This window comes from Ancylothrix sp. D3o, from assembly GCF_025370775.1.
In the GTDB taxonomy this organism is placed as follows: domain Bacteria; phylum Cyanobacteriota; class Cyanobacteriia; order Cyanobacteriales; family Oscillatoriaceae; genus Ancylothrix.
This window is the reverse complement of record NZ_JAMXEX010000007.1, coordinates 183,260-209,805: the sequence shown is the minus strand read 5'-3', so window position 1 is coordinate 209,805 and position 26,546 is coordinate 183,260. Positions and strand designations below refer to the sequence as shown.

14 protein-coding genes are annotated in these 26,546 nt (G+C 45.3%); 9 read left to right on the top strand and 5 right to left on the bottom strand.

What is annotated here, in order from left to right:
- Positions 1-44 precede the first annotated feature (44 nt).
- Positions 45-1,400: a UDP-N-acetylmuramoyl-L-alanine--D-glutamate ligase gene (gene murD / locus NG798_RS14835; protein ID WP_261224337.1), complete on the bottom strand. Its 1,356-nt coding sequence runs from the start codon at positions 1,398-1,400 to the stop codon at positions 45-47.
- Between the two features lie 119 nt (positions 1,401-1,519).
- Positions 1,520-3,667, bottom strand: a complete 2,148-nt coding sequence (gene glyS, locus NG798_RS14830; protein WP_261224335.1) for a glycine--tRNA ligase subunit beta — start codon at positions 3,665-3,667, stop codon at positions 1,520-1,522.
- A 309-nt stretch (positions 3,668-3,976) separates the two neighbouring features.
- Between glyS and NG798_RS14825 the strand changes: the two genes are divergently transcribed.
- On the top strand, positions 3,977-4,447 hold the full coding sequence (locus NG798_RS14825) for a tetratricopeptide repeat protein (RefSeq protein ID WP_261224334.1): 471 nt from the start codon (positions 3,977-3,979) through the stop codon (positions 4,445-4,447).
- A 55-nt stretch (positions 4,448-4,502) separates the two neighbouring features.
- Positions 4,503-4,781 (top strand): DUF2470 domain-containing protein, encoded by a 279-nt coding sequence (locus NG798_RS14820; protein ID WP_261224332.1) that lies wholly within the window; start codon positions 4,503-4,505, stop codon positions 4,779-4,781.
- Between the two features lie 62 nt (positions 4,782-4,843).
- Here the strand turns inward: NG798_RS14820 and NG798_RS14815 are convergent, their stop codons facing one another.
- Positions 4,844-6,352: an FAD-dependent oxidoreductase gene (locus tag NG798_RS14815; RefSeq protein WP_261224323.1), complete on the bottom strand. Its 1,509-nt coding sequence runs from the start codon at positions 6,350-6,352 to the stop codon at positions 4,844-4,846.
- A 158-nt stretch (positions 6,353-6,510) separates the two neighbouring features.
- Here NG798_RS14815 and NG798_RS14810 point away from each other — a divergent pair, with 158 nt between their 5' ends.
- Complete coding sequence (locus NG798_RS14810; protein WP_261224322.1) at positions 6,511-7,059, top strand: hypothetical protein; 549 nt, start codon at positions 6,511-6,513, stop codon at positions 7,057-7,059.
- Positions 7,060-7,292: 233 nt separating this feature from the next.
- Positions 7,293-8,282 carry a WD40 repeat domain-containing protein gene (locus NG798_RS14805; protein ID WP_261224312.1) on the top strand — a complete coding sequence of 330 codons (990 nt, stop codon included), beginning with the start codon at positions 7,293-7,295 and terminating at the stop codon, positions 8,280-8,282.
- A gap of 59 nt (positions 8,283-8,341) precedes the next feature.
- On the opposite strand, the gene NG798_RS14800 is transcribed toward NG798_RS14805, so the two are convergent.
- A complete protein-coding gene (locus NG798_RS14800) occupies positions 8,342-9,667 on the bottom strand; it encodes a pitrilysin family protein (RefSeq protein WP_261224310.1) in 1,326 nt (441 codons plus the stop codon).
- 182 nt (positions 9,668-9,849) lie between these two features.
- On the opposite strand from NG798_RS14800, the gene crtD reads away from it, so the two are divergent.
- The 5 genes from crtD (at position 9,850) to NG798_RS14775 (ending at position 25,621) form a co-directional block, all read left to right on the top strand.
- Positions 9,850-11,412, top strand: a complete 1,563-nt coding sequence (gene crtD, locus NG798_RS14795) for a C-3',4' desaturase CrtD (RefSeq protein WP_261224307.1) — start codon at positions 9,850-9,852, stop codon at positions 11,410-11,412.
- 126 nt (positions 11,413-11,538) lie between these two features.
- The gene (gene aroC / locus NG798_RS14790; RefSeq protein WP_261224305.1) at positions 11,539-12,633 is read left to right on the top strand and encodes a chorismate synthase; all 1,095 of its coding nucleotides are present in this window, start codon (positions 11,539-11,541) and stop codon (positions 12,631-12,633) included.
- Between the two features lie 718 nt (positions 12,634-13,351).
- Positions 13,352-14,206, top strand: a complete 855-nt coding sequence (locus tag NG798_RS14785) for an MBL fold metallo-hydrolase (protein WP_261224304.1) — start codon at positions 13,352-13,354, stop codon at positions 14,204-14,206.
- 518 nt (positions 14,207-14,724) lie between these two features.
- A complete protein-coding gene (locus tag NG798_RS14780) occupies positions 14,725-24,867 on the top strand; it encodes a cadherin domain-containing protein (protein WP_261224302.1) in 10,143 nt (3,380 codons plus the stop codon).
- A gap of 154 nt (positions 24,868-25,021) precedes the next feature.
- Positions 25,022-25,621, top strand: a complete 600-nt coding sequence (locus NG798_RS14775) for a DUF4214 domain-containing protein (protein ID WP_261224300.1) — start codon at positions 25,022-25,024, stop codon at positions 25,619-25,621.
- A gap of 213 nt (positions 25,622-25,834) precedes the next feature.
- On the opposite strand, the gene NG798_RS14770 is transcribed toward NG798_RS14775, so the two are convergent.
- A complete protein-coding gene (locus NG798_RS14770; RefSeq protein WP_261224298.1) occupies positions 25,835-26,257 on the bottom strand; it encodes a metal-sensitive transcriptional regulator in 423 nt (140 codons plus the stop codon).
- Positions 26,258-26,546 lie beyond the last annotated feature (289 nt).

The window sequence follows — 26,546 nt, the reverse complement described above, 5'->3', positions numbered from 1 at the left end:
TGAATTTTTTCAGATTTAAAAAGGTGGGCAAAGCCCACCCTACCTTAACCGGCTAATTCTAAAGACAATTTACGGAAATCATCGCCGCGTTGTTCAAAATTTTGATATTGATCAAAACTCGCACAAGCCGGCGACAATAACACTACTTTTGCATTCAATTGGGGGGCTAACTCGGCGCTACGTTTCACCGCTTTTTCCATTGTTCCGACAATTTCAAAACGGGGGTGATTGATGTCTTGTAACCGTTTTCCAAATTGCGCGGCTGCATCGCCAATTAATAACACAGCAACGGCTTTTTCTTGAATAACTTTTAGCCAGCCGGTATCATCTCCTGCTTTTGGATCTCCCCCCGCAATCAAAATCGCCGGTGCTTCTACAGACGATAAACCAACTTCCGCAGCATCGTAATTTGTGGCTTTGCTATCGTTAATAAAATCAACGCCATTAATGTTGCAAATATGCTCAAGCCGGTGGGCAACTCCGGGGAATTCGGCGATAGCTTTGGCAATTGATTTGTTATCAATTCCGGCTAATTTTGCCGCCGCTACTGCCATTAATAAATTCTGCAAATTATGACTGCCAACCATTCGCAACGCAGAGGCTTCTACAACTTGCTCGCCTTGATAAATTACCCAGCCATTCTCAATATAAATACCCCGTTCAAAATCGCCCAATAACGCCTCTTTTCCTTGCACACTTGTCCAGCAAGCCTTTTCCCATGTTTTGGCAGCATTTTGACGCAAATAAGGGTCATCTCCGTTGACAATTTTTAACTCGGCTTGATGTAAAAGTTTGGCTTTGATATTGAAATAATTTTCTAAAGTTTTATGCCGGCTTAAATGATCGGGTGTAAAAGTTGTCCAAACTGCAATGCGCGGCGCAAGGGTAGAAGAAGATTCAATTTGATAACTGCTAACTTCTGCAATTATCCAATCAGGCGGAGTTTCTGATAGCGCTAATTCGCAGGCAGCATAACCAATATTACCGCAGGCCGGTGCGTGCAAACCGGCAGTTTGAAAAATAGCTGCAATTAATGCAGTGGTTGTGGTTTTGCCATTGGTGCCGGTGATCGCTACCCAGGGACGCTTGTTTAAATACCGCCATGCAAGTTCCATTTCTCCAATAGTTTCTATCCCCAATTCTCGCGCTTTTAATAAGGCTGGAATATCCCAAGGAACCCCCGGACTTACAACTACTAAATCAAGTTTTTCTTCGGCTTCTGGGTTAAAAGCATGGCTTAATAATACGGTGATACCTTCTGCTTCTAATTGTTGCTTTTGTTGTTGGAAGTCTGCGGAAGTTTTGGTATCACTCAGCGTGACTTGCCAGCCTTCTCTTTTCAGCAGTTTTGCACCGGCAATTCCTGATTTTCCTAATCCAATAATATGAGCCTTGGGCATAATTTTTGTGAGGATTGAGTAGATAGCTTTTTTATTTTAACCGCATCCTATAGCAGATAGCCTATCCGCATTTATCTGTAGTGGGGCAGGCATCCTGCCTGCCTTACATCTGCGGTTTTTTAACTCTTGACAATCGGGCCAAAATCCGCTAAAACCCTTGCATGATTTCGCAATAATCCTAACAAGTTTAATCGGTTGCGGCGGATGTCGAGATTTTCATCCATTACTAACACACTTTGCTCACCATCAAAAAATGTGCTAACGGTGGGAGTAATACCGGCAATCGCATCAACAAGTTGCTGATAATTGCGTGTTTTTTGGGCTGCTTGAGTTTGCGGCACAATGTGTACCAAAGCATCATAAAAAGCTTGTTCTGATGCTTTTTGAAAAAGCGTAGAATTAACAACCTTTGCCGGTTCTAATTGCTCGGTATCTAACATACCTTGTTTCGCCAAACGAGCCGAACGGTTGACAGTTTCATAAATTTCGGAAAGCAGGCCGGTTTTGCGGATTTGTTGCAGAAATAAAGCTCGCTCTCGCACGTCTAGCAAGTCTTTTAAGGCGCGTTCTGTGTATTCCGGGTCATTTTCGCCCAACACAGCATTTACCAAGTCATAATCAATGCCTTTTTCTTCCTGCAATAACGTCCGAATTCGCTGTAAGAAAAACTCTTGCAACATCGGTAGTAAATCATCAGAAGCTTTGGGATGAGAATTGGTAAAATCTGCTGCTAATTGTTCCAGAATTACTTGCAAATTAATAGTTAAATTGGCAGCCCAGGCAATATTAATTACACCATTTGCAGCGCGGCGCAACGCAAAAGGATCAGACGAGCCGGTGGGCAACATTCCCAAGCCAAAAATCGAAACAATCGTATCAAGTTTATCGGCTAAAGCTACAATTTGCCCCGGCAAAGTTTCCGGTAAAATATCACCGGCACCACGCGGCAAATAATGCTCAAAAATTGCCTTAGCCACCGCCTCAGTTTCACCCCCCGCACGGGCATATTTTTCACCCATCACGCCTTGCAATTCGGGGAATTCATACACCATCTGCGTTACTAGATCCGCTTTGCAAAGTAAAGCAGCACGTTCAATTTTTTGGCGAATATTTTCGGCAATATTTAACTGACGACTAATCAATGCGGCATTTCTAATAATCCGCTCAACTTTATCCCGCACACTGCCTAAATCTTCTTGAAATGTCACCGTTTCCAATTGAGAAACATAACTATCTAAAGGTTTAGCCAAATCAGTTTTATAAAAAAACTGTCCATCTGCCAATCTGGCTCGAATCACCCGCTCATTGCCTTTAGCAATAATCTCTGATTTTGCCGGATCGCCGTTAGAAATGGTGATGAAATAAGGCAATAAATCGGGGCTATTCTTATCTTTCAAAACCGGGAAATAACGCTGGTGTGTCACCATTACCGTTGTAATAACTTCCGCCGGCAAAATCAAAAATTCATCTTCAAATTTACCCAAAACTGCATTCGGCCATTCCACCAAATGAATAACTTCTGCTAATAAATCTGGGTAAATTTCCGCCGTTCCCCCTACTTTTTCTGCCGCTGCGTTGACTTGTTCAATAATTGTTTGACGGCGTATTTCTGGGTCAACTTCCACAAAAGCAGTTCGCATTTTTGCCACATACTCATCAGCATGAACTATGCTCACCGGCTCAGGATGAAGCACTCGATGGGCATAAGTAATTCTGTCAGTTTTAATTGTTTCTGAAACATTAACAATTTCCACCGGCAAAACCACATCATCAAATAAGGCAATCAACCAACGAATCGGACGCGGAAACCTCAATTCTCCATCCGCCCAACGCATTAAACGCTTGCCTTCTAAACTTGTAATCCACTGCGGAATTAACTCTTTTAAAATATCCGCTGTTGGACGACCGGCAATTTTTTTATTAACAAAAACAAAATCCCCTTTATCCGTCGAACGAACTTCTAAATCGCTTAATTCTACCCCTTGTTTTTTTACAAAACCTTCCGCAGCTTTCGTAGGGTTTCCATCTTTAAAAGCCGCCGAGGCCGGTGGGCCTTTAATTTCCTCTTCTCGGTTAGGTTGTTGCACCGGCAAACCTTTAATTAAAACCGCCAACCGGCGCGGAGTTCCATAAACATTAACCGAATCATTTGTCAAGCTATTTTCTGACAGCATTTTAGGGATGCGATCACGCCATTGTTGTATCGCATCTGCCACAAAACTAGCGGGTAATTCTTCTGTACCGACTTCAAATAGAAAAGCAGGCATAATCAGCGTTTTTTGAGGTTAAAAAAATGAAACAAACAAAACACAGCAGACTTTTACTGCAACCGGCAACCGGGGCAATTCCCGCTTGGATGCCGCCTTGCCATAAAGACACTGATTAAAATAGTTTACCGCGTCTTGTAACCCAAACCTAACCCCCATTAACCTTTCCCTAGCCCTCCCATTTTAGGCGCAAGGTTGCGAGAGAGGTTACACCCTGCCAGGTTACAATTTTAATAAGCCAGTGTGTTATCTTGCCCACCACACCCACAAAAAAGCTCATTTTCCTAACTCACTTTTCCCGCCCTAACCATGAACAATTTATCAATTAATGAGTTACTCGAAGCCCTAAAAAATGAAAATGAAACCATCCGCAACGAAGCAACTAACGAATTTTGGCAAAGGTGGTTTATGCAAAAAGGAATGTATGGGTGGCAATTGCTTCAACAAAGCCAAAAATTAATCGAAGTTGGCCATGTTTCCCAAGCAGAAGAATCCCTAACACTCCTCATTTCCGACTTACCAGATTTTGCCGAAGCTTGGAACCGCCGAGCCGTTCTTTATTATACAATTGGCGAATTTGCAAAATCAATTCAAGACTGTAAAAAAGTCCTAGAATTAGTCCCCTTTCATTTTGGAGCATGGCATGGTTTAGGCTTATGTTATGCCGGTTTGGGAGAATATCGAGCAGCCATCCAAGCCTTCAGAAAAGCCCTAGAAATTCAACCTCATGCCCTCATCAACCAGCGCTTAATTTTAGAATGTACAGCGCGGTTAAATTAACATTTAAGCAACCTTAAGTTAGAATAATTAAAACAATCAAATTCAGGAGTTTCTCATGGCCGATCAAATCACCCCCGAAATCAGTGATCGCATCTGCAAACACATGAACGAAGATCACGCCGAAGCCGTACTTTTATACGCCAAACATTACGGCAATTCTACAGAAGCAACAGCCGCACAAATGGTTGCCATCGATCCGCAAGGTATGGATCTTTCTGCCCAAATAAACGGCGAAACAATTCCATTAAGAATTACCTTTGATCATACCCTAGAACATTCAGAAGACGCTCACCAAACCCTCATTACGATGGTAAAACAAGCAAGAAAAAGTTAAACTGTGACAGACATAGAAACCGGGTTTCTTGCCCCAAATAGAAACCCAGTTTCTTAGACAACCTACGGCAACCAAAAATCAGGCAAAAACGCCTTACTAACCTCCCGCAAACTCTTATTTATACCCCGCGCCATCTGCACATGAGGCTCATCAGCCTCCACAGGAATAATATTCGCCTTTTCTCCCATCTTAAATTGCTCAATCACCAAATTAGCAGCCTCTAAACCCGTCACATAAGCCTTTTCTTGAGACCAAGATCCATGCCTTGTAACAACCCAATCTCCACTCATAAACAAATTTTTAAAACTCGTCCTCGCTCCTAACATATCCTGATAACTTCCAGGGAAAAAATGCGTCACCGCTTGCCGTAAACGAATCACACTACTATCCACCACCTTCGCCTCTCCAAACTGCGGCACACAAGTCTTTAAATAACCCTGTACTCGCCTCACAACCTCCTCATCACTTAACGGCATCAACTGGTTAGCATGATAAAAATCAGCCTCAATAACCGTCCCCCTTTCCTCTTTAAATTCATCATGTAAAGCATTCAAATCAAAAAACGTCCAACCAGTCGTATTATCAAACCCAAAACAAGCATTAGAAGCACGCGGCACATCAATTTTGCGGTCAAACCAAAGCCGTGTAGCTAATACATCAATTCCCCTTAAATTATTAACATTCTGAAATTCTCGGCGACTTTGTAAAGTCCGACTTTCCCCCACAATTTTTTTCAAAGCAGTTATTCCCACCCCAAAAATCACCGCATCCGCCTCAAAAATCTCATTTCCACAAACCACCCCCGTCACCTTTCCAAACTCATCCACATTCACATCACTAACCCTGCGGTTTGTAAGAATTTTACCCCCCGCTTTTTCAATTTTCTCGCACCAAGGACGAAAGATTTTTTCCCCTACCGTACCCCGGCACCAAACCACATCAAAATCCGGCTGATGAGCCAAAATAAAATAATACAACATTCCCAACGCCGCCGCCGCCGAACATTGCTCACCAGGCGCAAATAAACCCACCAATAACATCGGCTCAAAAGACTCCTTATAAAGCCTTGCCGAAACCCCAAATTGCTTAAACAACTCCCGTGCCGTCACCCCATCATACCGGCGCCAAGCTTCATCAGAATTATCAAAATCAATCACCGCATAAAGCAACGGCAAAGCCGAAAGCCGATCAACTAAAGGCAAACGTTTAAACTGCGTATAAATAAACGTTCCTAACGGTGTTGGCAAACGCGGTTCATTTTGAAAAATAGGCGATTCTACCTCCAAACCGGCCGGTGAATATTGGGCTGATTTTGTCCAAGGAGTAAACGGTTTTAAACCTAATTCATCCACCAAAGAAAAAATATTATTATATGGATACCAAAACCCATGAATGCCGGCCTCAACCGAACGACCCCCCGCAGTTTTCCACCCCGCCACCAACCCCCCCGGATAAGCACCGGCTTCCAAAAGTGTCACATCATAACCTTGCTTTGCCAAATGATAACTAGCACCCAAGCCAGCCCAACCGGCCCCCACCACCACCACCCGTTTTTTCAAATCAGAAACCATTTTTACTCCTCATTTTTACTTCAAAACCACACAATTTAAAAAAATCTGTTAAACCGACTTTCGCGTTCAATTGCCAAACTGGCACACTAGGTCAACCTTTCCGTTTCTGATATTTTATCTTAAAAATATCCAACTTTCAAGCAACAGCATTACTTTTTATGCCTAAATTTTTGAACTCAAATGTATTTGGACTTGGCTTAATTACTTTCCTTAGCCTTGTCAACACCTACCCCATCCAAGCCGGCACCACATCCCCCCTAAACCCGCCCCAAAAAATTAGTCAAAGTCAAGCCAAAGTCAAAGTCTTTTTCCCAAAACTACCCAACAGCAATAACAACCTTAATTACGTCGAGCCGGTGTGGCGAACAACCACCAGCAGAAGCGTAGCAGAATTTGCCATCCAGCAACTAATTGCCGGCCCCAATAGCAGCGAAAAAAGCAAAGGATTAATCGCCCCGCTTAAACTCCAAGGCAACTCAAACTGTGGCAAAGACTTTACAATTTCTATTATCCAAGGAGTCGCTCGTTTAAAATTTTGTCGCCCAGTTCTTTCAGCAGGAATAGGCGATGATGCACGCATGAAAAGCTCAATCGAAGCCACCCTTAAACAATTCCCTACGGTAAAATCAACCATAATTACTACCCACAAAGGCGACTGTTTAGGAGACATGAGCGGAGAAAACTTTTGTTTGAAAAAACCTCAATAGCCCCCTCAAATAAACCCGGTTTATTGAAAAAATCGGGTTTTTCAACTCAACCACCTATCATCAACACCTCACCCCACACAATCGCCCAATATTTTAAAATATTTCCCTATTTTCAAACATAAAGCTATCAAAACACACAACTTTCACCTAAAATACGAGAAATTTTCCTGAAACAACCCAGCCAGCAAACATTTACAATCTAAAATCTAAAATCTAAAACCTAAAACCGCACCATGACTCCAAACCGGCTACAAAAAACCTTAATATCCTTAGCCCTGACAGCCTGTACAGCAGTCGTACTAAGCAAACCCATAACCGCCACCCCCCAAAAAATCGCCCAAAATAACCTCATAGTCCGTAGCTTAGACAGCAACTTCGCCATATTTGGCCTTGCCTACAGTCCAGACGGCCAAACCCTAGCCACCGGCAGCATCGACGACAAAATCAAACTCTGGAACCCAAACACCGGCGAACTCCGCTACACCCTTACAGTCCACCTAGACGACATCACCGCTCTCGCCATCTCCCCCGACGGAGAAACCCTCATCTCTGGTAGCAAAGACAACACCGCCAACATTTGGAACCTCAAAACCGGCCAACTCCGCTACACCCTATATAACCACACCGCCCGCGTCGAAAGCGTCGCCATCAGTCCCAACGGCCAAATAGCCGCCACCGGCAGTTGGGACAACAGCATCATCCTTTGGAACCTCCAAACCGGCGGCTATATCCGCACCCTCACCGGCCACACAGACGGAGTAAACGCCATCACCTTCAGCCCCGACGGCCAAACCCTCGCCTCTGGCAGCCTCGACCGCACCATCAAACTCTGGGACATCAACACCGGCCAACTCCGCGAAACCCTCACCGGCCACACAGACTGGATAAGCTCTCTCACCTTCACCCCCGACGGAAACCGGCTCGCCTCCGCCAGCTTCGACAAAACCATCAAACTCTGGAACCCCAAAACCGGCACACTCCTCAACACCCTAACCGGACACGGCTTTCCCGTCCACGCCGTCGCCATCAGCCCCAACGGACGCATCCTCGCCTCAGCCGGTGACGATCAAACCGTCCGACTCTGGAACACCCAAAACGGCAGAGCCATCCGAACCCTAAGAGGGCACACAAAAAGCGTCTTTAACGTCACCTTCAGCCCCGACGGCAAAACCCTCGCCTCCGCCGGCAACGACAACACCGTAAAAATTTGGCAAATGCCGTAATTTCTCAAGTGATAATTGATAATTGATTTCCAACTTCCAATTATCAATTATCAATTTATCTATTTCGGACGAATGATTAAAACACCATAAGCCGTTGGAGATAAAAAACGCCTTGCAGCTTCTTGCAAATCAATAGCATCCAACGCTTGAATACGCGCCGGATAATTCAAAGCCGGCCCCAAATCATTCATCATCGACTGATAATAACCATACAAACCCGCCCGATCAGAAGGAGCCTCATTGCCAAAAACAAAACGATTTGCCACCTGAGTTCGCACACGAGCAATTTCCGCCTCAGTCACAAAACCCTCCTGCATTTCGCGGATATGTTCAACAATTGCCTCCTCAACAATTGGCAAATTTTCGTTGCTAAGTTGCGCCGAAATATAAAAAGTTCCTTGGTGCCGGTGTGTCATATTACTGACACCAACTTGAGAAACCAAACCCCGCTTTTCCCTTAAATCTTGAACCAAACGAGAAGTCCGTCCCCCAGACAAAATATTTGCCAACACATCCAGCGCATAAGTTTGTTCCAACTCAGCAATACCCGACACCCGCCAAACCATAACTAACCGCGCCTGTTGCAAACTTTCATCCACATACTCGCGGCGAACAATCTCCTCAAAAGCCGGCTCAGGCGAATAACCATTCCCCACCGGCTCAACCACTTCTGAAGCTTCTTTTTGTTGCCAAACCTGAGTGAAACTCTCCTCAACAATTTCTAACAACTCCTCAACCGGCAAATTCCCAACCGCCACCGCCGTAATATTAGAAGGCACATAAAAACGCTGATGAAAATCCCGCATTTGTTGAGGAATTAAATTTTCAATAACCTCAGCCGGCCCCAAAACCGGACGCCGATAAGGCAACACATCAAACGCCAATTCCATAGACCGGTAAAAAGTCCGACGTCGAGGATTATCCTGCGAACGGCGAATTTCCTCCAACACCACACCACGTTCCCGTTCAAACGCCTGATCAGGAATTTTCGGATTAAAAACCACATCAAATTGTAAAGGAGCCAAAAGCGCAAAATCCTGGGGAGCCGAAGTCAAATAAAAATGCGTATAATCCTGCGAAGTCGCCGCATTAGTCACCGCACCCCTTTCCTCAATTCGACGCTCAAACTCACCCGCAGCAAGTCGCTCAGTCCCCTTAAAAATCATGTGTTCCAAAAAATGAGCCATGCCATTAATCTCATCCGACTCAACAGCCGAACCCACATTCACCCACAAACTCAGATTAACCGCTTCCACCGGCAACTGCTCAGCAATAATCGTTAAACCAGAAGCGAGGCGCCTAAATTGTGGAAAATTCAGCCGCTCATAAAGCTGCTGTTCGGGCGATAAACTAAAAAACGAAGACTTCCGTAGTGTTGATGTCATGTAAGGAACTGAAGAGACTCTTTTACTGGTATGGACAAAATTTCGGTCATTATTTCCATATCTTAATAATTATTTACCCAAAAGGTGAGCAAGCCCCATTTTTTCTTGGCTGCTCAACTTGCTCCAAACCGTATAAAACCGTCAAACTAAAAAACAGAACATTACGAAATGTAAAAATTTTTATGTCCCACCCCCAAGGAAATGCAGCCACCGTAGTCATCGGAGCCGGTATAGGCGGACTAACCACCGCCGCCCTTCTGGCCAAACGTGGCTATCCCGTCACCGTCTACGATCTTGCCATTGTCCCCGGTGGTTGCGCCTCCACCTTCAAGCGCAAAAATTTCACCTTCGACGTTGGTGCCACCCAAGTTGCCGGTTTAGAACCCGGAGGCATCCATCATCGTATCTTCTCAGAACTCGACATCGAAATCCCCCCCGCCACCTTTTGCGACCCCGCCTGTGCCGTATTTCTCCCCGGCGAAACCGAACCCATCAGCGTTTGGCGAGACCCCAAAAAATGGCAAGCCGAACGAGAAAAACAATTTCCGGGTAGTGAAAAATTCTGGCAATTATTTAAAATCTTATTTCAAGCTAGTTGGGCATTCCAAAGCCGCGATCCTGTCTTACCTCCCCGCAATTTTTGGGATATTTGGCAATTAATTCAAGCCCTACGTCCCGATACTTTAATCACCGTTCCTTTCACCCTTTGGACAGTTGCAGATGCCCTCCGTTTTTTGGGTTTAGCAGATAACTTAAGACTGAAAACTTTTTTAGATTTACAACTCAAACTTTATTCCCAAGTAGATAGCGAAGAAACCGCCTTACTTTATGCCGCCACTGCTTTAGCCGTTTCCCAATCTCCCCAAGGTTTATATCATCTTCAAGGCAGTATGCAGGTTTTAAGTGACCGGCTTGTGGAAGCCCTAGAAAAATATAACGGCAAATTATTCATGCGCCACACCGTCAAAGAAATTATTGTCAAAGATGGCATAGTTTCTGGTGTCGTGGTAGAAAATCAAAAAACCAAAGAAGTTTTCACCCAACCGGCAGAAATTGTCGTAGCGAATGTGCCGGTGCAAAACTTAGTAAAATTAATAGGCTCCGAACCGCTCTCAAATTTATCCCCATCCCCTTTATCAAATTTAGCAGCAATTTTTGGCTTAGGAGGACTACCTGCCTATCGTTATCGCGTCGATAAATTAGATTCTCCTTCCGGCGCATTTGTCGTTTATTTAGGCGTAAAAGAAACAGCAATTCCTGCCGGTTGTCCGCCGCACCTGCAATTTTTCTACGACTATAAGGGAGAAATTGGCGAAAATAATTCCCTATTTGTTTCTGTCAGTAAACCGGGGGATGGACGCGCACCGGCCGGTTATGCTACCATCACCGCTTCAACATTCACCGATACCCGCCGTTGGTATAACTCCCAAAATTATCAACACCTCAAAGAAAACTACACCAAACAAGCCATAAACCGGCTCAGTTCTTACTTCAATTTAACCCCAGAAACAATAGTCTATCAAGAAGCCGCCACCCCCCGAACCTTTGAGAATTATACAGGCCGCGAAAGAGGAATTGTTGGCGGAGTTGGGCAAAGAATTCCTACCTTTGGCCCCTTTGGAATAGCCACAAGAACACCCTTAAAAAATCTCTGGTTAGTAGGAGATTCTACCCACCCAGGTGAAGGCACTGCCGGTGTTTCTTATTCAGCTTTAACAGCAGTTCGTCAAATAGAAAATCGTTAAGGGTCATTTGTCATTTGTCATTTGTCATTAGTGGCGCATCCGTCCCAGATGCGATAGTCCTTTGACCAATGACCAATGACAAAACAGTGATAAGATACAAATCGCCCTACCACTTGTTAAAATCTTATGGGAAATATATTCGGTCATTTGTTTCGTATTAGCACCTTTGGAGAATCGCACGGTGGAGCAGTCGGAGTCGTTATAGATGGGTGTCCACCGCAACTAGAAATTTCCTTAGAAGAAATACAAGTAGAACTAGACCGTCGTCGCCCCGGACAAAGCAAAATTACAACCCCCCGTAAAGAAAGCGATACTTGCGAAATTTTGTCCGGTGTTTTTCAGGGCAAAACTTTGGGAACGCCTATCACAATTTTAGTAAAAAATCAAGATACTCGGCCCCAAGATTATGATCAAATGGCAACAACTTATCGACCTTCCCATGCCGACGCTACTTATGATGCAAAATATGGAATTCGCAATTGGCAAGGAGGGGGGCGATCTTCAGCAAGGGAAACAATAGGAAGAGTAGCAGCCGGTGCGATAGCCAAAAAAATACTTAAACAAGTTGCCGGCGTTGAAATTATTGCTTATGTTAAAAAAATTAAAGATTTAGAAAGTGAAATAGATCCCAACACAGTAACCCTCGAACAAGTCGAAAGCAACATTGTTCGCTGTCCCGATGCCCAAGCAGCCGAACGCATGATTGAACTAATAGAAAAAATCAGAGATGACGGCAATTCAATCGGCGGAATTGTAGAGTGCGTGGCGAGAAACGTACCCAAAGGATTAGGAGAGCCGGTATTTGATAAACTTGAAGCAGATTTAGCAAAAGCAGTTATGTCCTTACCGGCCAGCAAAGGCTTTGAAATCGGCTCAGGATTTGCCGGCACCCTGCTATCGGGAATCGAACACAACGACGAATTTTATACCGACGAAAAAGGCGAAATTCGTACTGTCACAAATCGTTCTGGAGGCGTGCAAGGTGGCATCTCAAACGGAGAAAATATTATTATCCGAACCGCCTTCAAACCAACCGCAACCATTCGCAAAGAACAGCGAACAGTGACGAGTGGCGGAGAAGAGACTATACTAGCAGCTAAAGGCCGGCACGATCCTTGCGTCTTACCTAGAGCAGTGCCTATGGTAGAAGCAATGGTTGCCTTAGTGCTGTGCGATCACCTTTTGCGCCATCAGGGTCAATGTAAACTCCTCGGTATGTAGTAGCGCTCTTGTGTGTAGTGCTTTAGCGCTCTTGTGTGTAGTGCTTTAGCGCTCTTGTGTGTAGTGCTTTAGCGCTCTTGTGTGTAGTGCTTTAGCGCCGGCTTATAGGAATAGATCTATCCAAAACTGACATTCCTTACCGGCTAATTACTAAGATTGATTAACCGGAGTCACTCAGCAACCGTAAAAATAATTATGGCTGCAATATTTTTTAACAAAGGTCGGTCACAAACATAACCTCCTTGACGTTAAAAAATTGTTGTCAGTTTCCAATTCTTAAAAAGGGTGCCATGTAATTCTCAGACTCAACCCAGAGAAGACAGCCGGGAGCAAAACTTCACCCTCAATCAGAGCTAAGAGTAACACCGGCCCTCAAAAAAAGCAAAATTTTCCTCCTGCTTAACCAAAATTGTTGTAAGTAAAAATGCCGCACCCTCTACACACAAAAAACAAAATCACAGCCTATCCGGCTAAAAAAAACCACACTTTCCTTACCAAAGGGTAATTTATGAACCAAAATTGTAAATGTTACCCAACATCTTTACCCACTCAAAAAGCTAATGACGTTGGACAAAGCATAGGATACCTTAAAAAAAACGCTCCTTAAGGCTGCTTGGCAGAGCGATATTATTATTGGTCAACCCGCAGCATAGTCCATCGCCCTAAAAAAAGCGATGCCCTTGTATTCTCGCCCTGATCTGAACCTATTTAATAAAACATGACTAACAATTCTTCATCCTCATTTGTCGTACAGTTCTGGGGAGTCAGAGGTAGCGTGCCATCCCCAGGAAAAGACACCGTTCGCTACGGCGGTAATACCTCCTGTATTGAAATGCGAATAGGGGATAAACGCCTAATTTTTGACGGTGGCACCGGCCTCCAACGCTTGGGGCAACATCTGCTTAAAGATATGCCCACCGAAGCCTATATGTTTTTCACCCATTACCATTGGGATCACATCCAAGGCTTTCCCTTTTTCACCCCCGCCTTTATCGAAGGTAACTGCTTTCACATACACGGCGCAGTCCCCCCGGATGCTGAGTCCATGAAACAGCATTTTATCGACCGTGTACTACACCCCAACTCTCCCATCCCCATTGCCGGTATGCAAGCAGAGATGAAATTTTATGAACTCATCCCCGGCGATGTTTTTCAACTCGACGACATCACCATTGAAACCGGCCACCTCAACCATCCAAACAACGCAATGGGTTATCGCGTTTCCTGGCAAGGGCGTTCGGTTTTTTACTGTACAGACACCGAACATTTTCCAGATCGCATTGATGAAAGCGTGCTGCATTTAGCTCAGAACGCCGACTTGTTAATTTATGATGCCATGTACACTGATGAAGAATACCATAACCCCAAATCACCTAAAGTCGGTTGGGGGCATTCCACCTGGCAAGAAGGCTTAAGAATTTCCAAAGTGGCCGGTGTCAAGCGTTTTGTCGTCTTCCACCACGAACCCACCCACAGCGACGACTTTTTAGATCGCCTCACAGAACAACTCCGAGGCGCGTGTCCTAACGCAGTTGTCGCCCATGAAGGCATGATCTTGGAAGTTGGCAGCTAAATATTCAAAGTTTCTCTTTCTTAGTTCCCACACGCCTGGTCTAACAAAAAATAGCAAGCGGGCTGCCCCATAAAATATTGAGGCAGTCTTACTGCCATTGCATGAAATTATTTTCTACGCTTTTAGTAGAAATCACCAGAATACAAATATAGTAAAAATTTCTCTTTTGCTCATCTGTCTTTTGTGAACTTCCCAATCACCAAGACTTTCAGCGCTATAAATCTTTGTCATCTCCTGAGAACTTTACACAAATTTCTTAAATCCTCATTAAATGTGAATTTTCTGTGTGTTTTTATTGACAGATGCGTAATCTTACTGGACATTTAGAGTTAAAATTGTCACCATGAAAAAAGCCAACGTGGTAAACACGCTTTTTTTCGATAACGGAACCCAGCCCCCTCTAAGACATCTTTAGTTTAATAAAGTTAACCAGCTAAAAAGTTGGCTGTAACCTTTTCCTATTCTCTATCCTAGCTTACTACAGTCCCTAGTCGTTGATCAGGTAGCTAACAAAAATTATGTTTTTACTCAACGGAACAATCAAAAATGACTCCCTAGATGGAAAATTAGGGCAAGACCTGATCACGACCTTTGATGGCGATGATGTCGTCACAGCCATAGACGGGGAAGATACTGTTTTTGGAAACCAAGGCAATGACTTCCTAAATGGCAATAAAGAAAACGATACCCTCCGGGGAGGCAAAGGAAAAGATACTTTACGCGGTGGGAAAGAAAACGACTGTGTATATGGCGATGTTGATCAAGATAGTATTTATGGTGATCTTGGCAACGACACGCTGATCGGAAACACCGGCATCTTTTCGGACAGCGACCAAACAAACGATGCAGATTTAATGTTTGGCGGAAAAGGAGATGACTATCTTTTTGGTAACAAAGGCAACGACACTTTGTACGGAGGCGAAGGAAAAGACAGTATTTTTGCCGGCAAAGATGATGACTTTGTTTTTGGTGACAAAGATAGCGATAGTCTTTCTGGTGATTTTGGCAATGATACGGTTTTGGGGAATGAAGGCGACGATACTATTTTGGGAGGAGATGATAAAGATCAACTTTTCGGTAATAACGCTGCTGATCTTATTTTTGGCAACGAAAAAGACGATACCTTAAATGGTGGTAAAGGTGACGATACTTTACACGCCGGTAAAAATAATGACCTCCTTTTTGGCGATCTTGGTAACGATTTGCTTTCTGGCGATCTCGGATCTGATAGTCTGTACGGCGGTGAAGGTGACGACACTTTTGTTATTGGCAGAAGAAACGATGTCCCTGGATATCTGACCAGTGGCGGTGTCAATATTATTGATAGCGACTTTTTACTCGATTTTGGCACCGCTGCTGATAAATTTTTATTAATTGGTGGTGTCACTTACGACGACTTACGGATTTTTGCCGGCAGTGGCGAGTATGCCGGTTACACCATTATTCAAGATATTAAAGGCACTGGTGAATATTTAGCCGTCTTAAAAGGGGATTTTACCTCTATCCTCAACCGTTCCTATTTTATTACCGATAGCACTGAGAACAGCGGCAATCCTAACCCAAATCCAAATCCGAATCCTAACCCGAATCCAAATCCTAACCCAAATCCAAATCCGAATCCTAACCCGAACCCGAATCCTAACCCAAACCCTAACCCTAACCCGAATCCAAATCCAAATCCAAATCCTAACCCAAATCCTAACCCGAATCCTAACCCGAATCCAAACCCAAATCCTAACCCGAATCCTAACCCGAATCCAAATCCTAACCCGAATCCAAATCCAAATCCAAATCCTAACCCTAACCCTAACCCGAATCCTAACCCGAATCCTAACCCGAATCCAAATCCTAACCCAAATCCTAACCTTATTTTAGGGAATGAGCAGGACAATACCCTTATCGGTACCGAGAGAAATGACACTATTATAGGGGCCGGTGGAAACGACACTATTAGCGGGGGTGCCGGCAATGAATCAATTTCTGGTGGTGCTGGAAATGATATTATTTCGGGCGATGAAGGTGCGGATACTCTCAGCGGTGGAGATGGGAACGACATTTTTCAGATCGGGAAATTGCCAACAGGTAGCACCGGCGGGCCGCAATTAACGGATGCTGATAATATTACTGATTTCGAGCCTGGTCAGGATAAAATAGAGTTAATTGAAGGCGTAAAGTTTGAAGATTTAAATATTATTCCGGGGACGGGAGAGAATGCCGAAAAAACGATTATTCAAGACAAAAATACTGGCGATTATTTAGCCGTATTAGACGGAAATATACCCCTAACACGCTCGGATTTTCTGCCGGTTAATCCTCCACCTGTTAACAATTCTCCGACTGAGATTACGCTTTCTAATAATCGTGTTAATGAAAATAGCGCCAATGAAACTTTAATTGGGACGGTTTCAACCAGCGATCCTGATGGTAATGACACCCACACTTATACGCTGGTAGAAAATGCCGGGGGCCGGTTTAAAATTGAAGGTAATCGCTTACTGGTTGCCAGTGGGACTTTATTAGATTACGAAACAAGTCAAGTTCACTCTATTACAATTCGCGTCACCGATGCCGGCGGGTTGAGTTTTGACAAAGTTTTCAGCATTAATCTTAATGATGTTAATGAAAATCTCCCCAATAATTCTGCCCCAACTGATATTTCGCTAAGTCAGAATAACTTGGATGAAAATAGCGTTGGTGGTACAGTTGTTGGCATTTTATCAGCGACAGATCCAGATGGGGGAGATAGCCAAAGTTTTGCTTTAATTGATGATGCGGGGGGCCGGTTTGTTATTAGTAATAATCAGCTAGTAGTGGCCCCTGGTGCGGTTTTAGATTTTGAATCAACCCCCACTCATAGCATTACTGTGCGAGTCACAGATGGGACAGGAAATATTTTCGATAAAATTTTGACGATTAATCTCAATGATCTTAACGAAAATGTCGCGCCGGCAGAAATTGGTTTATCTAATAATATCATCCCAGAAAATAGCGCCAATGAAACTGAAATTGGGACGCTTTCGACCACAGATCCAAATGCTGGGGATACCCATACCTACACCCTTGTAGATGATGCGGGGGGCCGGTTTAAGCTTGATGGCAATCAAATTGTGGTGGCAGATGGTTCCTTACTGGACTTTGAAACTAATACGTCTCATAGCATTACTATTCGCACGACTGATAGCGGTGGGTTGAGTTTTGAGCAAACCTTTACGGTGAATATTAATGATGTTAATGAAACTAGCCCAAACACCCCACCAACTGATATTTTATTGAGCAATAATAGCTTGGATGAAAATAGCGCCGGTGGTACAGTTGTTGGCATTTTATCAGCAACAGATCCCGATGTAGGAGATAGCCAAAGTTTTGCTTTAATTGATGATGCGGGGGGCCGGTTTGTTATTAGTAATAATCAGCTAGTAGTGGCCCCTAGTGCGGTTTTAGATTTTGAATCAACCCCCACTCATAGCATTACTGTGCGAGTCACAGATGGGACAGGAAATATTTTCGATAAAATTTTGACGATTAATCTCAATAATCTTAACGAAAATGTCGCCCCAACAGAAATTGGTTTATCTAATAATGTCATCGCAGAAAATAGCGTAAATGAAACTGCAATTGGGACGCTTTCAACCACAGATCCAAATGCTGGGGATACGCATACCTACACGCTTGTAGATGATGCAGGCGGAAGATTTCAAGTTTTAAACGGCAATCAAATTGCAGTAGCAAATGCCAGTTTATTAGATTTTGAAACAAATCAAACTCACACGATAACTGTTCGGACAACCGATAGCGGTGGTGAGAGTTTTGAACAAGTTATTACGATTAATGTCAGCAATATTAATGAAGCGCCAACAGCACTTTCTCTAAACAATAATGCCATTGAAGAAAATAGCGCAATTGATACAATTATCGGGGATTTATCAACAACAGATTCAGATGCAGGTGATACTCATACCTACACGCTTATCGATGATGGCGGGGGAAGATTTAAAATAATTAATGGCAATCAAATTGCGGTGGCAGATGGCAGTTTACTCGATTTTGAAACAGATCAAACTCACACAATAACTGTTCAGACAACAGATAGCGCTGGCGATATTTTTCAGCAAGTTTTTACGATTAATGTCAGCAATGTTAATGAAGTACCAACAGCGCTTTTTCTAACAAATAATGCGGTCAATGAAAATAGTGGAACAGACACAATTGTAGGAGATTTGTCAACAACAGATCAGGATGCGGGTGACACGCATACCTACACAATTATCGATGATGCGGGGGGAAGATTTAAAGTTTTAAATGGCAATCAAATTGCTGTGGCGGATGGCAGTTTATTGGATTTTGAAACAAATACAAGTCACACAATAACTGTTCAGACAACCGATAGCGAGGGCGAGATTTTTCAGCAAAATTTCACGATTCAAGTTGGAGATGTTGGTGACACAGTTAATAACCCGCCAGGAGGGATTAGTTTAAGTGGCGATAGCATTGCTGAAAACAGCCCTAATAATTCAGTAATTGGGAATTTAACAACGTCTGATTTTGATAGCGGGGACACTCATAGCTACAGTTTAATTGATGATGCGGGAGGCCGGTTTCAAATCATCAATGGAAATCAGCTTGCTGTTGCTGATGGAACTTTATTAGACTTTGAAACAAATCAAACTCATTCTATTACTATCCGTACTACGGATAGCGGGGGTTTGACTTATGATCAAACCGTGACTATTAACATTACCAATGTTTTAGAAGCGCCACCTACAGCTATCAATTTAAGCAATAATACAATTGCCGAAAATAGTGCAAATACTACTCTAGTAGGTATTTTATCCACCGTCGATGCAGATCCCACAGATACCCACAGCTACACTCTTGTTGATAATGCAGGAGGTCGTTTTCAGCTTAACGGAAATCAGTTAGTTGTTGCTGATGGAACTTTACTTGATTTTGAAACAAATCAAAGCCACATTGTTACAATTTTAACAACCGATAGCACGGGATTAACTCGGCAGGAAAATTTAACAATTAACGTCAGTGATATTAATGAAGCTGTTCCAAATAATACCCCAACTACTGTAAATTTAACCAATAATACGATTGCCGAAAATAGTGCGAATAATATCGTAATTGGGAACTTATCAACAACCGATCCAGATGCCGGTGATACTCATACCTACGCGCTAGTCGATAATGCCGGCGGTCGGTTTACTATTATTAATGGAAATCAGCTTGCTGTCGCCGATGGAACTTTATTAGACTTTGAAACAAATCAAAACCACAGTATTATTGTTCGCACCACAGATGCAGCCGGTGCGACGTACAATCAAAACCTAACAATTAACGTTTCAAATGTTAATGAACCGCCAATAGTAGAACCAAACAAAACTGTAACCGTTGCCGAAGACTCCGCCAACACCGCACTCAGCATTATTGCGCCAACTGACCCCGAAGGTGACACCCTGACGATCACCGTTACCAACGTCCCCAACACCACCATCGGCGATGTCCGACTGGCTGGGGGTGGTGCAGTTGTAACAACCGGCCAAATTCTCACCCTCGCTGAACTCACAACCCTGGAATTTGACCCCGCCGCCAACGCCAACGGCGCAGCAGGCACATTTAGCTATACAGTAAGCGACGGCATCAACAGCGGAACGCAAACAATAACCCTCGACATAACCCCCGTAAACGACGCGCCAATAGTAGAACCAAACAAAACTATAACCGTTGCCGAAGACTCCGCCAACACCGCACTCAGTATTATTGCGCCAACCGACATCGACGGCGACACCCTGACGATCACTGTTACCAGCGTCCCCAACACTACTATCGGCGATGTTCGCCGCGCGGGTGGCGGTGCAGTTGTAACAACCGGCCAAATTCTCACCCTCGCTGAACTGACAACCCTGGAATTTGACCCCGCCGCCAACGCCAACGGTGCAGCCGGCACCTTCAACTACAACGTCAGCGATGGCACAAATACAGTTTCACAAACCGTCACCCTCGATCTCACCCCCGTAAACGACGCGCCGGTAGTAGAAGCAAACAAAACTGTAACCGTTGGCGAAGACGCAGCCAACACCCCCCTTAGCATTACCACACCAACCGACCCCGACGGCGACACCCTTACAATTACCGTTACCAACGTCCCCAACACGACTATCGGTGATGTTCGACTGGCCGGTGGCGGTGCAGTCGTAACAACCGGCCAAACTCTCACCCTCGCACAACTAACAACCCTCGAATTTGACTCAGCCGCCAACGCCAACGGTGCAGCCGGCACCTTCAACTACAACGTCAGCGATGGCACAAATACAGTTTCACAAACCGTCACCCTCGATCTCACCCCCGTAAACGACGCGCCGGTGAACAGCTTACCTCCCACCGCAATCACCAACCAAGACACCCCCCTCATCTTCAACACCGCCAACGGCAATCAAATCTCCATCGCAGACATCGACGCCGATCCCAACAACCTCCAAATCACCCTCACCGCCACCAACGGCATCCTCACCCTCGTTTCCACCCCCGGCGTCACCATCACCGGCAACAGCACCAACACAGTACAAGCCACCGGCACCCTCAGCAACCTCAACACCGCCCTCAACGGCCTCACATTTAGCCCTACCGCTGGCTATACAGGAGCCGCCTCAATCACGGTTCTCACAAATGACCAAGGTAACACCGGCACCGCTGGCCCCCTAGCCGACACCGACACCATCAACATCACCGTTAACGCAGTCACCCTTGCCAACGACCCACCAGTTAACACCGTCCCCCTCACCACCCAAACTGTCGTCCGTAGCAACCCCCTCATCTTCAACAGCGCCAACAGCAACCAAATCCTCATTGCTGACCCCGACGCTGACCCGAACCCCGTCCAAATCACCCTCACAGCCACCAATGGCATCCTCACCCTCGCTTCCACCACCGGCCTCACTTTCACCGGCAACGGCACCGGCACAGTACAAGCCACCGGCACCCTCAGCAACATAAACACCGCCCTCAACGGCCTCCGATTCAACGCCAGCCCCACCTACGTTGGTGCAGCTACCATTACTCTCCTCACAAACGACCAAGGAAACACCGGCAGCGGCGGTGCTTTAACCGATACAGACACAATAAACCTCACAATTACTAACACTCCCCCAGTGGCCGATGACGAAACCGCTGGGCCGGTGTTTTTAGGCAGTCAACTAAAAATCTCGGTAGCCGACTTGCTGGCCGGTGACACCGACGCCGACGGCGACACTCTCAGCATTACCAGCATTACAGCCACCAACGGCACCGCCACCCTCGACACTGCTACTGGCATCATCACCTTTAGACGCGCACCAGGTTACGTCGGGCCGGCCACCATAGACTACGTTGTGAGTGACGGCTACGGTGGCACCGACACCGGCACCGTTAACCTGACCGTCACCTCCGTTATTAACCTCAGTACAGTCGCCACCGGCAGCACCCTACCCGCAGGCGTCAGCGGTTTTGCCATGAACGGCGAACTCACCACAGACCAAGCCGGCTTTTCTGTCAGCAGCGCCGGCGATGTCAACGGCGACGGCTTGGCAGATATCATCCTCTCCGCACTCAATGGCGACGGCAATGGCCCTAACTCTGGCAAATCTTACGTTATTTTTGGCTCCACCAACACGACATCTTTTAACTTAAACAGTCTAGGAACAAGGGGTTTTGCCATCAATGGTCAAGCGGCTTTCGACTTGGCTAGTGTCAGTGTCAGCGGCGCCGGTGATGTCAACGGCGATGGATTGTCCGATTTAATTATTGGTGCTTATCTTGCAGATGTCGATCTCAACAATAATGGTTTAGCCCTCAACCTCTCAGAAGACGGCATCGGTAAAGCTTATGTAGTTTTTGGCAAAGCCTCGAATACCCCTGTTAATTTGAGTTCGGTAGCTGGTGGCACCGACGGTTTTGTAATCAATGGCGCCAGTGTCGGAGAAAATGCTGGTTTTTCTGTTAGCGGTGCCGGTGATGTCAACGGTGACGGTTTTGCCGATGTGATTGTTGGTGCCCCTCGCCAGGGTGGCGACCGCTTTGGGCCTTTTGGTACAGGTGCACCAGACGGAGAAATAGACCAATTTGAACTCGACCGGGCCGGCAGATCCTATATCGTTTATGGCAAAGCAACTACCGCCGCTGTAGACTTACGCAATGTAGTCAATGGCAGTGGTGGTTTTGCTATTAACCGTGAACAATTTGGCGACCGTTCGGGTGTGGCTGTCTCGGCTGCCGGTGATGTTAATGGCGACGGTTTGGCAGATATTATTGTCGGCGATGACTGGGCAGAAATTGATGTGAATAACAACAATATTGATGATGCGGGGGATCTCTATTCTGCCGGTAAAGCTTACGTCATCTATGGCAAAACTGACAGTATGAATGTGGATTTGTCAAATTTTGCCGATCAAACTATTTATATCCCCCTCGATGGCGCCAACGATGCCCCTGTTAACCGCGTCCCAACAGCCCAAAGTACCAATACCGGCACGCCCTTGGTTTTCAGCAGTGCCAATTTTAACCAAATTCTAGTCACAGATTTAGATGCTGCTAATAGTCCTGTCCAAGTCACTCTGAATGCTACTAATGGCAATATCACCCTCCCCACAACCGTAGGCTTGACAACCACAGGCAATGGTACGGCCAATATCACCATTACCGGCACTACTGCTAGTATCAATACGGCTTTAGATGGTTTAATTTTTACCCCTACAGGTGGGAACGGCACTCTGCAAATTATTACCAACGACCAAGGTAATACAGGCACTGGGGCTGCTTTAACTGATACCGATACAATTGCCATTACCGTTAACAATACCAATGATGCGCCAGTTAACCGAGTTCCCGTTTCTCACAAAACCCTCCTCAATACACCTCTTATTTTCAGCGCCGCCACTAATAACCAAATTGCCGTTACCGACTCGGATGCCGCCGGCAGTCCTTTACAAGTCACTCTCACTGCCACTAACGGCACTTTAAGTTTAAATGGCACCGCAGGCTTGACATTTACGGCAGGAGATGGTATAGCAGACCCAACCCTGACCTTTACCGGCACCCTCGCCAGTATCAACGCTGCACTTAATGGGATGAGTTTTACTCCCACCACCGGCTTTACGGGTACCACTTCAATTTCCCTGACAACCAACGACCAAGGTAACACCGGCACCGGCGGAGCCCGAAGTGATACCGACACCGTAAATGTACACGTTAACAACATCAACAGTGCGCCGGTGGTGACGATGCCGGTGTGGCCATCGGTTAATACTAATCAGACACTTACCTTTAATGCCATCAATGGCAGCCAAATCTCTATCACAGACTCCGATGCCGGGAATAATCCCCTGCGCGTCACTATCAGAGCCACAGGCGGAACTTTTGCACTAACCCAAGCTGCGGGTGTCACTATTACTGGCAACAACAGCGCCACAGTTACGGCCACCGGCACTCTTGCAAATCTCAATGCTGCTTTAAATAATTCTCAATTTATTGCTGGTGCCGCAAACGTGACTGCAACGGTTCAAATTATTGTTAATGACCAAATTACTAATAATTTTGGCTTTACTGTCAATGGCCCTGGGACGAATGGCTTTGCCGGTCGTTCTGTATCAAATGCTGGCGATGTCAATGGTGATGGCTTGGAAGATTTTCTCGTCGGTGCTCCAGGGCGCGCACCCGGAGCACCGGCTTTTCCCCCAACAATGGGTTATAGCTATGTTGTCTTTGGCAAAACCGATAATACTAATCTCAATTTAAGTGCTTTGGGAACAAATGGTTTTGCTTTAAATGGCGAGGTGGCTGGAGATCGTAATGGTTTTGCGCTATCAAGTGCCGGTGATGTCAATGGCGACGGTTTCGATGACCTGATTGTTGGGGCCGGCTTGGGAACTGGTAATGGTGCAGGTTCAGGAAAAACATATATAGTTTTTGGCCAAATCAACCCTACAGCCTTAAATTTGTCCAGCGTTGCTGCGGGAGTTGGTGGTTTTGTAATCAATGGCGAAGTGGCTGGAGATATTTCTGGGCGTTCGGTATCTTCAGCAGGAGATATGAATGGTGATGGCTATGCAGATTTACTGGTGGGTGCAACAGGCTCGGATACGACGGGAATCAGTGCAGGTAAGGGTTATGTGATTTATGGCGGAGATTTTACGGCATCTATAACACATCAAGGGACAACAGCAGTAGATATTTTAACGGGTACTGCGGCGGCGGATATTATGGTTGGGGGTGCCGGCGATGATCAAATTAATGGCAATGGTGGGGCTGATGTTCTTAACGGCGCTGCCGGCAATGATACTCTGACGATTAGCGATTTAACTTTCCGCCGTATTGATGGCGGCTTGGGTACTGATACCCTCGCTTTGACGGGTTTGAGTTTGGATCTCACAACAATTCGAGACCCCCGTATTAAGGGAATTGAGCAAATAAACCTAACTACAGGCAATAATACTCTGACGCTCAATCGTTTAGAAATTCTCAATCTGTCGCCGCTTTCTAGTTCGCTACGGGTGTTTGGAAATGCCGGTGATGTGGTGAATGCTTCTGGTTTTCTGGCCGGTGCGACGGCTGGTGGTTTTACTACTTATACTCAGGCCGGTGCGACGTTAGTTGTCCAAACCGGGGTGACGGTAAACTTAATTTAGATGGCTGGTTGGTCGTTAGCTCAAATTAGGGATGAAACAAAAACAGCCATATTTTTCGTCAATTACAAACAAGAGAATGCCTACTGTGTAGGGTACAACACCCGAAAGATGTCAATTTCATTAGTATTTAGATAAAGGGTTGGAGGGAACCAATATGAAGTTTTCTGTTGTAGGCGTTACCGCGCTATTGTTAAGTTTAAGTGTCAGCGGTCAAACTTTAGCCCAGGTGCCGGTGAATAATTTCCAGACAATGTGGGGAAGTGGCAATTCTCGAATTATTGGCCAAAGTCAGCGCGAGTCAGAACGCTACTATGATCAAATTAATGAAATTTACCGCGATATTTTGGGACGAGATGCAGACTATCGCGGACTGAGAACTTGGTCAAGAGAAATAGAACGAGGCGCAAGCTTACAAGAAATTCGTCGGGAAATTGCCGAAAGCGATGAAGCCCGCGATGCGATTAACAAGGTTTATCGGAATATGTTAAACCGTGATGCCGATTCATCGGGGATGAGAACTTGGACGAGAACTTTGGTAAATGGCGGCAATTTGGATGATGTGCGCCAACGTATTGCAGACAGCCGCGAGGCAGAAGATGCAATTAACCGAGTTTATCAGCAACTTTTAGGCCGCGATGCAGATAGAAATGGCATGAGAACTTGGAAGCGACAATTAGCAAATGGCGCTTCTTTACGCGATATTCAGCGCGAAATTGCCAACAGTAATGAAGCCCGGCAACGTAACCGCCGTTAAGTTTCTTAAGGGCTTTAGGTTAATAGCAACCCCTCAGCAACTCCTAGATTTTTTGGGAGTTGCTTTGTTTTTTTAAACAGATATTGCTTGTCAAAAAAACTAAGGCATCGCTAATTTCAATGCCTTGGCGGCTGTACATATTTTGGCTAAAAAATAGGGGTGGCCAGCAACTATATTTCTAAGCAAAAAGGCTGAAAATTGTTATAAATCCGATTATTTTTCTTTTTTCTTTTCACGGGGTAAAAAACGATCCAGAGCAGCTTTTAATTGTTCAAGCTCTAAATCAATATTGCCCTCTGTGGCCGCACGAGCAATGCACTCGGTTAAATGCTCGTCTAAGATAATACGGGCAACACGGTCGAGAGCGCCTCGGACGGCGGCAATTTGGATGAGGACGTTTGGGCAAGGTTGATTATCCTGCACCATTGCTTTGATCCCGCGAATGTGGCCTTCAATGCGCGAGAGTCGGTTGACAAGCCGGCGTAAAGATTCTTCGCTGTGAACGTGAGGGTGGCTCTCCAGATTGTGATGACCTGGATGAGTATAAATTTCATTGATTTCGGAAAATTCAGAAATATTACCACCCTGATCAGGAATAGACAAAGATTCACCAGTTAACAAATTAGGGCGACTCATGGCTGTTTCTCGCACAAAAGGTAGTAGATAAACATTCGTTGCTAGTCATAGTTCTGGGTTTTAAAGACCGCCTTTGCCCTGGCTCAAAAAGGGAGGCTTTTCTGCTTCCCCCTCTTTGTCGGGGCGACAGGATGGTGGACTTAGAACAAGCAAAGGTTATATACAATTTTAACCGCAGGGCGTGGCTTCGGGAAAATAAATATGGTCAATTGTCATTTGTCAATGGTCATTTGTCATTTGTCGCCCGCTTTTTACCGGCAATTGTGCTCGTTTCCCCTGAGCACCTCGA

Coding starts and splice junctions, on each gene's coding strand:
- NG798_RS14810 (WP_261224322.1), top strand. CDS start 6,511: ATGCCTAAATTTTTGAACTCAAATGTATTTGGACTTGGCTTAATTACT.
- NG798_RS14780 (WP_261224302.1), top strand. CDS start 14,725: ATGTTTTTACTCAACGGAACAATCAAAAATGACTCCCTAGATGGAAAA.
- NG798_RS14800 (WP_261224310.1), bottom strand. CDS start 9,667: ATGACATCAACACTACGGAAGTCTTCGTTTTTTAGTTTATCGCCCGAA.
- NG798_RS14825 (WP_261224334.1), top strand. CDS start 3,977: ATGAACAATTTATCAATTAATGAGTTACTCGAAGCCCTAAAAAATGAA.
- glyS (WP_261224335.1), bottom strand. CDS start 3,667: ATGCCTGCTTTTCTATTTGAAGTCGGTACAGAAGAATTACCCGCTAGT.
- NG798_RS14785 (WP_261224304.1), top strand. CDS start 13,352: ATGACTAACAATTCTTCATCCTCATTTGTCGTACAGTTCTGGGGAGTC.
- NG798_RS14775 (WP_261224300.1), top strand. CDS start 25,022: ATGAAGTTTTCTGTTGTAGGCGTTACCGCGCTATTGTTAAGTTTAAGT.
- NG798_RS14770 (WP_261224298.1), bottom strand. CDS start 26,257: ATGAGTCGCCCTAATTTGTTAACTGGTGAATCTTTGTCTATTCCTGAT.
- NG798_RS14815 (WP_261224323.1), bottom strand. CDS start 6,352: ATGGTTTCTGATTTGAAAAAACGGGTGGTGGTGGTGGGGGCCGGTTGG.
- aroC (WP_261224305.1), top strand. CDS start 11,539: ATGGGAAATATATTCGGTCATTTGTTTCGTATTAGCACCTTTGGAGAA.
- murD (WP_261224337.1), bottom strand. CDS start 1,400: ATGCCCAAGGCTCATATTATTGGATTAGGAAAATCAGGAATTGCCGGT.
- NG798_RS14805 (WP_261224312.1), top strand. CDS start 7,293: ATGACTCCAAACCGGCTACAAAAAACCTTAATATCCTTAGCCCTGACA.
- NG798_RS14820 (WP_261224332.1), top strand. CDS start 4,503: ATGGCCGATCAAATCACCCCCGAAATCAGTGATCGCATCTGCAAACAC.
- crtD (WP_261224307.1), top strand. CDS start 9,850: ATGTCCCACCCCCAAGGAAATGCAGCCACCGTAGTCATCGGAGCCGGT.